This window comes from Neisseria sp. P0021.S007 (genome assembly GCF_051956855.1).
Map to the genome: position 1 here is coordinate 1 of NZ_JBQCXA010000005.1, position 11,733 is coordinate 11,733.

At 48.5% G+C, this 11,733-nt stretch carries 11 protein-coding genes; 7 read left to right on the forward strand and 4 right to left on the reverse strand.

What is annotated here, in order from left to right; all coding sequences use genetic code 11:
* Window positions 1–441 precede the first annotated feature (441 nt).
* The 6 genes from ACTHUR_RS07365 (at window position 442) to ACTHUR_RS07390 (ending at window position 6,084) form a co-directional block, all read left to right on the forward strand.
* Complete coding sequence (locus tag ACTHUR_RS07365; protein ID WP_049323884.1) at window positions 442–729, forward strand: ComEA family DNA-binding protein; 288 nt, start codon at window positions 442–444, stop codon at window positions 727–729.
* Between the two features lie 259 nt (window positions 730–988).
* Entirely contained in the window at window positions 989–1,402 is a 414-nt protein-coding gene (locus ACTHUR_RS07370) for a type IV pilin protein (RefSeq protein WP_440398545.1), read from the forward strand.
* Window positions 1,403–1,617: 215 nt separating this feature from the next.
* Window positions 1,618–3,636, forward strand: coding sequence for an excinuclease ABC subunit UvrB (uvrB, locus tag ACTHUR_RS07375; protein WP_440360751.1), 2,019 nt, complete (start codon window positions 1,618–1,620; stop codon window positions 3,634–3,636).
* A 37-nt stretch (window positions 3,637–3,673) separates the two neighbouring features.
* Window positions 3,674–4,072, forward strand: a complete 399-nt coding sequence (locus ACTHUR_RS07380; protein WP_070584554.1) for a hypothetical protein — start codon at window positions 3,674–3,676, stop codon at window positions 4,070–4,072.
* Window positions 4,072–5,256 carry a hypothetical protein gene (locus ACTHUR_RS07385; protein ID WP_070584556.1) on the forward strand — a complete coding sequence of 395 codons (1,185 nt, stop codon included), beginning with the start codon at window positions 4,072–4,074 and terminating at the stop codon, window positions 5,254–5,256. The genes ACTHUR_RS07380 and ACTHUR_RS07385 overlap by 1 nt, the downstream gene beginning before the upstream one ends.
* A 279-nt stretch (window positions 5,257–5,535) precedes the next feature.
* A complete protein-coding gene (locus ACTHUR_RS07390; RefSeq protein WP_070584557.1) occupies window positions 5,536–6,084 on the forward strand; it encodes an SMI1/KNR4 family protein in 549 nt (182 codons plus the stop codon).
* Between the two features lie 152 nt (window positions 6,085–6,236).
* Here the strand turns inward: ACTHUR_RS07390 and xth are convergent, their stop codons facing one another.
* The 4 genes from xth to ACTHUR_RS07410 all read right to left on the reverse strand — a co-directional run bounded on the left by xth (window position 6,237) and on the right by ACTHUR_RS07410 (window position 10,951).
* On the reverse strand, window positions 6,237–7,007 hold the full coding sequence (gene xth, locus ACTHUR_RS07395; RefSeq protein ID WP_440361215.1) for an exodeoxyribonuclease III: 771 nt from the start codon (window positions 7,005–7,007) through the stop codon (window positions 6,237–6,239).
* 167 nt (window positions 7,008–7,174) lie between these two features.
* Window positions 7,175–7,453 (reverse strand): ArsR/SmtB family transcription factor, encoded by a 279-nt coding sequence (locus tag ACTHUR_RS07400; RefSeq protein WP_070460616.1) that lies wholly within the window; start codon window positions 7,451–7,453, stop codon window positions 7,175–7,177.
* A gap of 414 nt (window positions 7,454–7,867) precedes the next feature.
* On the reverse strand, window positions 7,868–9,649 hold the full coding sequence (locus ACTHUR_RS07405) for an extracellular solute-binding protein (protein WP_107867892.1): 1,782 nt from the start codon (window positions 9,647–9,649) through the stop codon (window positions 7,868–7,870).
* Window positions 9,650–9,748: 99 nt separating this feature from the next.
* Window positions 9,749–10,951, reverse strand: a complete 1,203-nt coding sequence (locus tag ACTHUR_RS07410; RefSeq protein ID WP_107867891.1) for a YihY family inner membrane protein — start codon at window positions 10,949–10,951, stop codon at window positions 9,749–9,751.
* Between the two features lie 99 nt (window positions 10,952–11,050).
* Here ACTHUR_RS07410 and wrbA point away from each other — a divergent pair, with 99 nt between their 5' ends.
* Complete coding sequence (gene wrbA, locus ACTHUR_RS07415; RefSeq protein ID WP_004520937.1) at window positions 11,051–11,656, forward strand: NAD(P)H:quinone oxidoreductase; 606 nt, start codon at window positions 11,051–11,053, stop codon at window positions 11,654–11,656.
* The last annotated feature ends 77 nt before the right edge of the window (window positions 11,657–11,733 follow it).

Below are 11,733 nucleotides of genomic sequence, written 5' to 3' on the forward strand. Positions count from 1 at the left end.
TGAAACGACTCAGCGCCGATGATAGTGTGGTTCTTCCATGTGAAAGTAGGTCACCGCCAAACACTCATTCCGAAGCCCCCGACTGATGTCGGGGGCTTTTTACATGCCTGTCGGTTCTGTCGGTTTGGCGGCAGAATTGGGGTAACAGGTGTTGGGGTCAAACATTGGGATAGTGATGTGCCGGTGTTTATGGAGTATTCGTGCATCTTAGTATTGGAATCGGAAATATTTACCCTGTTGTTATTCTTGCACAAAAGTACCGAAAGTTACGGTTAACCGTTTGGAATGTTTGAAATCGAACGGTATTTGCGTTAATATGTCGTATGCATTTATATGGAATAGGGCCGTGTTCTACTGTCGTGTGCAGTGTCGGCGGGGTAGGGAAAACCGTCCTGCAGACGGCCCGGTTGATTCAATCTGACACGTTATAGGAAAACCCTGATGAAGAAATTTTTATTTGGTGTAGTTGCCGCCGTGTGTACGGCATTCTCTTTGGCCGCCGTGAACGTCAATACGGCCTCTTCTGCGGAACTGGAGGCATTGCCGGGTATCGGTCCGGCTAAGGCGAAGGCGATTGTGGAATACCGTCAGAAGAACGGTGCGTTCAAATCGGTGGAGGAGCTGAAAAACGTGAAGGGCATCGGTGATGCGGTGCTGAACAAGTTGAAGGCGGAGGCGACGGTTTCTTCTGCCGCGCCTAAGGCCGCCCAGCCTGCCGTGAAAAAATAAGCCGGACTCTGTCTGTATGCCGCCCTGCGGCCGAACCGTTTGCCGGTTGGGCCCGGGGCGGCTTTGTTTGGGGATGGGGATGAAGCTTGAACCAATGGGAGGATTCCATTGGGTAAAGGGATAACGGCTAAGGTGTTTCCTGTCGGATAGAGATATAACAGATAAAGGGAATAAGGATATGTATTTAAAGGCATTTGACGGAAAACGGAATGGGGCAACTGTGCAGAGGGGGTATTCTTTGGTACAGCTGTTGGTGGTGATGCTGCTGGTTTCGATCTTGGCGGCGGCGGCCTTTACAGCCTATCGGGAATCGGTCCGTTCGGCCAACCTGCGTGCGGCGCATGCCGCGCTGCTGGAAAATGCGCGCTTTATGGAGCAGTTCTATGCGAAAAAGGGCAGCTTTAAGCTGACGTCGACGAAGTGGCCGGAATTGCCGGTGAAGGAGGCGGGAGGTTTCTGTATCAGGATGAGCGGTCAGGCTAAAGGTATCCTGGAGGGTAAGTTTACCTTGAAGGCGGTGGCGCTGGACAGGGAGGCGGAGCCGAGGGTGCTGCGCTTGAACGAGTCGCTGACGGCGGTGGTGTGCGGGAAGATGAAGGGGAAGGGCAGCTGTACGGACGGTGAGGAGATATTTAGGGGCAATGATGCGGAGTGTCGGCCTTTTACGGGGTAGAAACCTGATCTAAAGGGAGGAAGCGAATAAAGAAAAAGGACGTGGGGTACACGTCCTGGGAGAGGGTAGTTTAATTGTTCCAGCTAACACAACCAACCTCAGTTAGTTAAGGAAGGAGATGAAATATTTAGTCTTATCAGATTGGCACACTATCAATTTTCAGACGGCCCTTTGTTATAATTCTCTCTTTACCTGAACATAAAACAGGCCGTCTTATGGAAGTCATCCAATATCCCAATTCTCCGTTTAAACTCCATCAGCCGTTTCCTCCTGCCGGTGACCAGCCCACCGCCATTGCCGGCCTGCTCGAAGGGCTTTCAGACGGCCTTGCCTATCAAACCCTGCTCGGTGTAACCGGTTCGGGCAAAACCTATACAATGGCGAACGTCATCGCCCAAAGCGGCCGCCCCGCCATCATCATGGCGCACAACAAGACCCTTGCCGCCCAGCTCTACGCCGAAATGCGCGAGTTTTTCCCCGAAAACGCGGTGGAATATTTCGTCTCCTACTACGACTATTACCAACCCGAAGCCTATGTACCCAGCCGCGATTTGTTCATCGAAAAAGACAGCGCGATCAATGAACACATCGAGCAAATGCGCCTTTCCGCCACCAAAAATCTAATGACGCGCGACGATGTGATTATCGTCGCCACCGTGTCTGCCATTTACGGTATCGGCGATCCGACCGAATATCAACAAATGGTGTTGTCCGTCAAAGAAGGCGACACCATCGAGCAGCGCGACATCATCGCCACGCTCGTTTCCATGCAATACGAACGCGGCGATTTGGACTTCAAACGCGGCAGCTTCCGCGTACGCGGCGACGTGATTGACGTGTACCCCGCCGAAAGCTCCGAAAACGCCTTGCGCATCAGCCTGTTCGACGACGAAATCGACCGCCTCGATATGTTCGACCCGCTTTCAGGCAGCCTTATCCAACGAGTCGGCCGCTACACCGTCTTCCCGTCCAGCCACTACGTTACCCCGCGCGACACCGTCTTGCGCGCCTGCGAGTCCATCAAAGAAGAACTGCGCGAACGCATCGAATTTTTCGCCCGCGAACAACGCCCCGTCGAGCAACAACGCATCGAGCAGCGCACCCGCTTCGACCTCGAAATGCTCTACGAAATGGGCTTCTGCAAAGGCATCGAAAACTACTCCCGCCACTTCTCCGGCAAAAAAGAAGGTGAACCGCCGCCCACGCTGATGGACTATCTGCCCGACAACGCCATCATGTTCATCGACGAAAGCCACGTTACCGTTACCCAAATCGGCGGCATGTACAAAGGCGACGCATCGCGCAAACAAAATCTCGTGGACTACGGCTTCCGCCTGCCTTCCGCTCGCGACAACCGCCCGCTCAAATTCCACGAATTTGAAAAAGTCATGCCGCAAACCGTCTTCGTTTCCGCCACTCCCGCCAAATACGAAGAAGAACATGCCGGACAGGTGGTCGAACAAGTTGTCCGCCCCACAGGGCTGGTCGACCCCCAAATCATCATCCGCCCCGTCGCCACCCAAGTCGACGATTTAATGAGTGAAATCAACGACCGCATCCAAAAAGGCGAGCGCGTGCTCGTTACCACCCTCACCAAACGCATGGCGGAGCAACTCACCGACTATTACAGCGAACTCGGCATCAAAGTGCGCTACCTGCACAGCGACATCGACACCGTCGAGCGCGTTGAAATCATTAGAGATTTGCGGCTCGGACTGTTTGACGTACTCGTCGGCATCAACCTCTTGCGCGAAGGCTTGGACATTCCCGAAGTCTCCCTCGTCGCCATCCTCGACGCCGACAAAGAAGGCTTCCTGCGCTCCCACCGCAGCCTGATTCAAACTATAGGCCGCGCCGCGCGCAACGTGAACGGCGTCGCCATCCTGTACGCCGACAAAATCACCGACTCCATGAAAGCCGCCATCGACGAAACCGAACGCCGCCGCGAAAAACAAATTAAATTCAACGAAGAACACGGCATCGTGCCGCAGCAGATTAAAAAACAGGTCAAAGACATCATCGACGGCGTGTACCACGAAGAAGACAGCGGCAAAGGTCGTCTGAAAGGCAAAAACAAGGTTAAAGTTGGCGAGATTCACAATGAAGAAGACGCAATTAAAGAAATCGCCAAACTGGAAAAAGCCATGCAGCAGGCGGCTAGGGATTTGCAGTTTGAAGAGGCTGCTGTACTTCGTGATAGAATACGGAATATTAAGGAAAGTTTGCTGTTTTAAATAAATATATACAGCGCAATAAATAAGGTAAATAGATATGTTATTTTATGGATATCAAGTTAAATCCGATCATAGAGATAATTCACATAGAAAAAGTCAATGGAAAATTTGTGAAATTGATGAATTAAAAATTTTTACATTTGGATTTTGTAATAATTGGTGCAGTAAAGAGAACGATGTATTATGGTCTTGTTCAGAAAATTTCCAAGCTATTGGAGTGGAAAGCCAAGAAAACAAAAATGCGGGTAGCCCATATGATAAATTATATTTTGCAAGATTTACTAAAGATGCACAACATATTTGGCACGGATTCCCTATTTCCCAATATAATCAAAATGATGAAGTGCCAAAAAGTATAAAACTTGAAGTAGGAAAATATTTTTCTACCACGGAGTTTAAAGATAAATTTAATAAATGGATGAAAGGAAAGTTGTGATGATTGAGTTAAAAATAGAAGGAAATTATATTGATTCATTTATTTATTCGGGATCATTTTTCTTACTGGATTCAGAGATGAGATTAACATCATTTCCTTGGAAAGATGTTATAAATTGCATTGAAGAAAAAAGTCAAGAAAAAAAACAACTAATTTATAATTATTTTTCAGGGGAAAAATACGATGTTTCTTTAATTAAAGAAGAATCTTTTAACTACATTATTAATAAGGAGAAAATGGATAAAATTTCACAGAAAGAAAGTAATAAACATTGTGTAATAGATTTTGATTACTGGGTAACTGATATTGATATTTATAAGAATACTCTTTTTATATCTAGTCATGAGGGAATAGATAATTTTGCTACAAATCGGCAAGAATTACGAAAAGGGGAACCTAAATTTGAATTTTTTCCTCAGCAAAAAAATAAGCTTACTGAGCAAAAAGTTTTTGATATAACTGTTGGAAATTATTCCAGATTAATTGCTACCTGCGGTAAAGATGGTGCATTGCAAATTAATATGAAAAGCAAGGATGAGAAAGGAGGATTATTTGAATTATCAACAGATATATACCAACTTAGTGATGATATTTGGATAAACTGTGATTGGGATAGTGAAATTGGTATTGCTGTTATTAAGAATAAATTGAAACAAGAATTTTTTAAATTTAATACTATAAATAAAGATGAAATTATTTCTGATGAAAGTGGAAAAATTCTATTTGAAAAACTAAACAAAGAAAATAAAAGAAAAGTAATACAAGAAAAGCATCCTGAAAAAATGATAAAAAAAGATGATGTTATAAATAGTTGGATTGTAGAAGAAAATGGAAATAAAAAAATTGTTTTTCTTGATATAGATCTTAATTTCCATCAATTAAACTTAGATAACTTTGTTGAAGAGCAATCTAATATACAAGCGGAATTTGAAATGACGGACTTTTCTAATTTACATAGAGATTTAATTTTAGAAACTCAAAAGACTGATTTTGGGATTGTTATTGAAACTCTAGATAAATTATTTTTTATTCCTAATTTGTATAGTGGAAATAAAATTAATAAACCTTTTTCTCTTAATTGTGTAACTAATTGGAGAACTTTTCCAAAATCAAAAAATTATAGAAATCAGTTGCATATAGTTCAAAATGATCATGTATCAATAATCGGTGTTAACCTTGAATAACAAAACAAGCAAGCCGTAGCCTGTGTAGATAGCAAGCGTAGCAAGCGTAGGTTGGGTCAAGACCCAACAAAACTGTTCAATTTCGCAAAATGTTGGATTTGCAACCCAACCTACATTTTGCTCAAGTGGCACATAATAAAAAGGTCGTCTGAAAACCGATTTAACGTTTTCAGACGACCTTTGTTTCATTCCAAACAACAAATATAATCGCTTAAAGACTGGTTTCTTCCTGTTGGTTCAACACCCAACAAAATCCATTTTAAAAAGACCCCTCCCATCATGACCTATCCGCAAGCCCTGCAACAACTTCAATACTGGCTGACAAGCAGCCAAGCATCTCAAGCTAACCATCTGAATTTCAATGTACATCCCCTTTCAACCGATGAATTGCAGGCGATACGCGAATATACGCAAAATAGGCTACCTGAAAGCTATTATTTATTTTTACAGCAATGCGGCACGGGAGATTTTTTCTATTCATGGTACACCAGCGTGATCGATCAAACCGTATCGCAAACGCCCAAAATAGAAATCTACAACCTCGCCCAACTGCAAGAACAAAATCTCTATTACCAACAACTATTACGCGAAGAACTCGACGACCTACCGCCCGACGAACACCCCGACATAGGCGAAATCTTTATCATCGGCGCGCATGACAGCATGGGAGATTGGTTCGGCTTCGATTTGTCCCGTGCCGAACCCAACTTCGATATTTTTATCCACGATGCTGCCAATCCCGCCACCTATGCCGAAGAGGCCCAATGGCGACAGTTTGAAGATTGGATCATCCGTTGCGTGGAAAGTGAGGGAGAAGATACGCTTTAAATGGTGGCATAAGTAAAACACAGTGAGGTAAAGTGGGTACTCATTAGCCATGTATTTCTGCTAACCATGCTTGAGTGGCTACGCCAAACAATAAGGCCGTCTGAAAACCATTTAAAGTTTTCAGACGGCCTTATTGTTTATTCACTCAAAACCTAACAGTCAAACTCGGCAATCACTGGCGCGTGGTCGCTGGGGCGTTCTTGGGCGCGGGTTTCTAGGTCGACGGTGACGTCGGTAAGGGTGGCGGCGAGTTCGGGGCTGCTGAGGATGTGGTCGATGCGCAGGCCGAGTTTGCGTTGGAACATGGCGCCGCGGTAGTCGAACCATGTGTAGAACGTGCCTTCGGGGTGGATTTTGCGCAGGCTATCGGTCAGGCCGAGGTCGAGCAGGTTTTTAAACCATTGTCTTTCGATGGAGGAGCAATGGATTTTTTCGTGCCATTTTTCGGGGTCGTAGCAGTCGGCATCGGCAGGGGCGATGTTGAAGTCGCCGAGCAGGACGAGTTTGGGGTGTGCGGCCATTTCGGCGCGGACGAACTCAGTCAATGCGGCAAACCATTGTTCTTTGTATTGGAATTTTGGGCTGTCCAGGGCTTCGCCGTTGACGCAATAGACGTTGATGATGCGCACGCCGTTGATGGTGGCGGCGATGACGCGGCGTTGCGGGTCGTCGGGGAGGGCGGGCAGGCCGCAATGTACGTCTTGCGGCTCGTGGCGGCTGATGATGGCGACGCCGTTGTAGGTTTTTTGGCCGCTCCAGACGCAATGCCAGCCCATCATTTGCAGGGCGGCAGCCGGGAATTTGTCTTGGTCGAGTTTGAGTTCTTGTAAGGCGAGTATGTCGGCTTGGTGGTCGGCCAGCCAGTTTTGTACTTGGGGCAGGCGGACGTTGAGGGAATTGACGTTCCAAGTGGCGATTTTCATGATGTTTCCGTGTGTGCTATTGGGTGGGAAGGCGGCGGATTGCGCCTGTGGACATGGGCGGTATTGTATAGTGGATTGGTTTATTTTTCGATATGGGCTGAAAGTGGCAGGCCGTCTGAAAGCTGATGTTTCAGACGGCCTTGATGTTGTGATGTGGAATAATTTGTTTATTCGGCTTGGTCTTTGAGTGTGCGCAGGGTATTGAGGATGGTGGTGGCTTCTTCGGAGATGATGCGGTATTCGATGATGCGGTGGTAGCGTGTGAAATCGATGATGCCTTCGGTGCGCAGGCGTGCGAGATGGTTGGCGATGCCGGTCGGGGAGGAGTCGAGCGCTTGTGCCAGTTCGGTAATGCTGCGGTCGCCGTTAAGCAGCAGAAAAAGGATGGCCATGCGTTCGGGGTTGGCAATCAGTTTGAGAATGGTAGAGAGACGCTTGATTTCCATATTATTGTTCCTTTTGTCTGTTATATGAATGCTTGATTTGGGTTAAATTTGGATGATTGTAGTTTTTATTAAGATTAACCTTATAATTCAAACTCTTACCTTGCAGTGTACACGGTTTTGTAAAATTTGAGGGCATTGTTTTGCAATTTTTTGTTCATTTTCGATATTTTGCTTCGGTTGCAAAAATGGATTGAAAAGAGACGAAAAGGCCGTCTGAAATGTTCCGTTGCAGATGATTTTGCTGACGGATGTTTCAGACGGCCTTTGATTTGGCTTTAAGTTGTTTTTTCTTTTATGTTTGTTTTGAATCAGCCGATTGATTGTTTTTAAACAAACAACTAGGTTTTATGATTCTATGCTTAGGACTACACGCCAAAGGCTTGTCAGATGCTTGGATGTGTTGTCGAAATGCGACTACTTTTTCTTCCAGCCTGCGGTCATGGCGAAGGTGATGGGGTCGTAGTATTTCGGCAGCTTGGACGGAATGCCCACATCGTTACGGTACACGACGCGGTAGCGGTCTGCGAACCAGTTTGGAACGATGGTGTATTGGTGGCGGATCAGTCGGTCGAGCGCGCGCGAGGTGGTTTGCAGCTCTTGGCGGTTGGTAAAGCTGTTGAAATGGGTCAACAGTTTTTCAACCGCAGGATGACAGACACCGGATAGATTGCGGCTGCCTTCGGTTTTGGCGGCGGCGCAGCTGAAGTAGTCGTATTGCTCGTTGCCGGGGCTTTCGCTGTTGCCGTAGTAGCCTGTGGTCACGTCAAAATCGAAGTCGTTCATGCGTTTTTGGTACACGGCGGAATCGGCGGTGCGCACGTTCATGGTAATGCCGATTTTGGCGAGGTCGCTCTGCCATTTGGAGGTAATGCGTTCGTAGTTTTTGCTTGGTGCGAGGAATTCAAAGGTCAGCGGTTTGCCTTGTTTGTCGACTGCTTTGCCGTTTTTGTATTGATAGCCGCCTTTTTCAAGCAGGGCGCGTGCTTTGAGCAGGTTCGGGCGCACGCCCAGTTTGGGGTCGGTAACCGGCGGCATAGGGACGTCTTGATCCAATACGCCGTCGGGCAGCTTGGTGCCCAATGATTTGAGCAATGCGGTTTCCGCGCTGTCCGGCTTGCCGGTTGCGGCCATGGTGCTGTTGGTGAAGAAGCTGTCGGTGCGGCGGTATGCGCCGTAGAAGATGCGGCGGTTGACGCTTTCGTAGTCGAAGCTTTCAATCAAGGCGCGGCGGACGTAAATATTGTCCAAGGGCTTGTGGCGCATATTGATGACGAAGCCTTGCATGCCGGCCGTGCTGTTTTGTATCCATTCGTGTTTGGACAGATTGCGTTTTTTGAGGACTTCGTCGGAGTAGGCGCGCGCCCAGTTGCGGGCGACGTTTTCTTGTACGAAGTCATATTGGCCGCCTTTCAGCCCTTCGATGCGGACAACTTCGTCTTTGACGTATTTGATGCGGATGTGGTCGTAGTTGTAGCGGCCTTTGCGCACGGGCAGATTTTGCGCCCAGTAGTTTTTGTCGCGGACAAACTCGCTGATGCGGCCGTTTTCGGCTTTGGCAAAACGGTAGGGGCCGGAGCCGATCGGCAGGCTGTTGGGAGCGGCTGCCAGGCCTTTGGGATAACTTTTATGCGAGAAGACGGGCAGGCTGCCGAGAATCATGTGCAATTCTGAGTTGCGCTGCTTGAAGCGGAACACGACGGTGCGATCGCTGGGCGTTTCCACCTTGGCTACGTCGCTCCAGTAGAAGTGGTACATGGGGGCGGCGGCTTTGTCTTTGGTCAGGATGTTAAATGAAGCGGCAACGTCTTTGGCCAAAACGGGATCGCCGTTGTGGAATTTGGCTTTGGGGTTGATTTTGAAGGTAACGGAAAGGCCGTCCGGCGCCAGGGCGATGTCTTCGGCAATCAGGCCGTAAACGGCGTAAGGTTCGTCCATGCTTTGCTCGGTCAGAGTGTCGAGCGTCAGCATGCTGATGCCGTATTCGTGGTTGCCTTTGAGGGTAAAGGGATTGAGCGTGTCAAAAGCACCGAGGAAAGGCGTGGTAAACGTGCCACCTTTCGGGGCGTTGGGATTGACGTATTCGAAAGCGGTGAAGTTGGCCGGATATTTCGGTGGTTGGCCAAGGCTTACGCCGTGGGCGGCAAAAGCGGCAGATGGAATCAGACCGAGCAGCGAGAGTAGGGCTGGTGTTTTCATCTATTTTTCCTTGTAGGTTGAATGTAGTATTCAGTAGTGTGCTGATTATAGCAAAGGCCGTCTGAAACTTGATATTTTTGCTTTCAGACGGCGTCAGGTTTAAGAGGATTGTTTTTTCGTATGGGCACTGAACTCGGCCAGCGTCATGTTCAAGGTTTCCAAGCAGGGTTGCATAATGTGGTCAACCGTTTGATTGACCTTGTCTTTATTAAGCGTTTGCGGACGGTAGACAAAGAGTTTGAACAGCTCCGCCAAGTCGATGGACTCCGCCCCCATTTTCAAGACCCAGCCCTGACGGCCGGAATAGACATAACCGTGTCGCGCCAGCTTTTCTAAAAGCTCGCCCAATTCGTCAAAGCCCATATTGATATGCCGTCTGAACTCCTGCACCGGCAATGCCTTGCCGCTTTGTTGGGCAGAATCGAGCAGCAGCAGGATTTTCAATACATCGTCAAAGCGGCCGCGCGCATCCAGACTGCGGCGGAACGCTTCGCCGCGCCAGTAGGACAGGGACGAGGTCAAAACCGCGCCACCCAATACCAGCGTCCATAACAGGTTGAGCCACAACAGGAAAAACGGTACCGCGGCAAATGCGCCGTAAATCGATTTGTAGCCGTCAAAGTTGCCCATATACCAAGCGAACAAAAAGCGTGCCGTTTCCAAGCAAAACGCCGTTACGGCCGCGCCGACCAAAGCATGGCTGGCAGGCACGAAACGGTTGGGCACAAAGCGGTATAAACCCCACAGCAGCAGCGTAATAAATGAAACCGTAGTGATGACCCTCAGCCATTCCGAACCGCCCACTACTTGCACCTGACCGATCACGACCGACAAGCCCACGCCCAAAGACAAAGGCCCAAACGTCAGCAACGCCCAATACACCAAAAACTGCATCATCCAAGGCCGTTGCGAATTGACGCGCCAAATCCGGTTGAACGCATTGTCTATCGTCCGAATCAACATCAGCGAGGTTACGACCAACATCACACTGCCGATCGCCGTCAGATTGGTAGCCTTATCGCGGAATGCATTGATGTAGTCAAACACCATGTCCGCGCCCTGCGGAACGATGGTGCGGTTGATAAAAGAGATAAATTCCCCCGACCATTGGTCGAAAACAGGGAAGGCAGAAGCGATGACGACCATCACCGTCAACACGGGTACTAAAGCCAAAAGCGTTGTAAACGTCATGCTTGCCGCCACCTGCGGCACGCGCTCCTCATCAAAACGGCGCACGACAAACCAAGCGAACGCCACGCCTTTACTCTTTAAAAAACCTTGCCACCATTGCGAAAACGGCATAACCTTTTCCCTCTTTTAAATTGAAATTTCTTCTTTTCAGACGGCCCGAGTATTTAAAAGGCCGTCTGAAACCTGATAGCATTGTAACGGAAACCCCAAATGAACCCAAATCCTCTGAAAATCCTCGTTCTCTTTTATTCCCAAAATGGCAGCACGCGCAACCTTGCCCGCCAAATCGCACGCGGTATCGAAAGCGTGGACGGTTGCGAAGCCGTGTTGCGTACCGTTCCCAAAGTTTCCACCGTTTGCGAAGCCGTTGAAAAAGCCATTCCCGACGAAGGCGCGCCCTACGCGACTGCCGACGACCTCAAAAACTGCGCCGGCCTTGCGCTCGGCAGCCCAACACGTTTCGGCAATATGGCCGCCGCAATGAAATACTTTATTGACGGCACCATTCCCCTTTGGCTCGGCGCAGAACTCGTCGGCAAGCCTGCCACCGTATTCACCAGCACATCTTCTCTGCACGGAGGCCAAGAAAGCACCCTGCTGACCATGATGCTGCCCCTGTTGCACCACGGCATGGTCATCAGCGGCATTCCATATACCGAGTCTGCGCTCAGCAATACCCAAAGCGGCGGCACGCCTTATGGCGCAAGTCATGTTTCCGGCCATGACAGCAAGCCGGCATTGACTGCCGAAGAAAACGATATTGCCTTTGCACAAGGTAAACGTTTGGCAGAATTGGCACGAAAATTGGCAGACTGATTACCTTGTAATAAAAAGATTAAGGCCGTCTGAAAACCTGATGATGCGGGTTTTCAGACGGCCTTTTTAGTTAATTA

What these genes read in the sequence shown, in the direction of transcription:
- ACTHUR_RS07385 (WP_070584556.1), top strand. Translation starts at nt 4,072, where the DNA reads ATGATTGAGTTAAAAATAGAAGGAAATTATATTGATTCATTTATTTAT.
- ACTHUR_RS07400 (WP_070460616.1), bottom strand. Translation starts at nt 7,453, where the DNA reads ATGGAAATCAAGCGTCTCTCTACCATTCTCAAACTGATTGCCAACCCC.
- wrbA (WP_004520937.1), top strand. Translation starts at nt 11,051, where the DNA reads ATGAACCCAAATCCTCTGAAAATCCTCGTTCTCTTTTATTCCCAAAAT.
- ACTHUR_RS07405 (WP_107867892.1), bottom strand. Translation starts at nt 9,649, where the DNA reads ATGAAAACACCAGCCCTACTCTCGCTGCTCGGTCTGATTCCATCTGCC.
- ACTHUR_RS07365 (WP_049323884.1), top strand. Translation starts at nt 442, where the DNA reads ATGAAGAAATTTTTATTTGGTGTAGTTGCCGCCGTGTGTACGGCATTC.
- ACTHUR_RS07380 (WP_070584554.1), top strand. Translation starts at nt 3,674, where the DNA reads ATGTTATTTTATGGATATCAAGTTAAATCCGATCATAGAGATAATTCA.
- ACTHUR_RS07370 (WP_440398545.1), top strand. Translation starts at nt 989, where the DNA reads ATGCTGCTGGTTTCGATCTTGGCGGCGGCGGCCTTTACAGCCTATCGG.
- ACTHUR_RS07410 (WP_107867891.1), bottom strand. Translation starts at nt 10,951, where the DNA reads ATGCCGTTTTCGCAATGGTGGCAAGGTTTTTTAAAGAGTAAAGGCGTG.
- xth (WP_440361215.1), bottom strand. Translation starts at nt 7,007, where the DNA reads ATGAAAATCGCCACTTGGAACGTCAATTCCCTCAACGTCCGCCTGCCC.
- uvrB (WP_440360751.1), top strand. Translation starts at nt 1,618, where the DNA reads ATGGAAGTCATCCAATATCCCAATTCTCCGTTTAAACTCCATCAGCCG.
- ACTHUR_RS07390 (WP_070584557.1), top strand. Translation starts at nt 5,536, where the DNA reads ATGACCTATCCGCAAGCCCTGCAACAACTTCAATACTGGCTGACAAGC.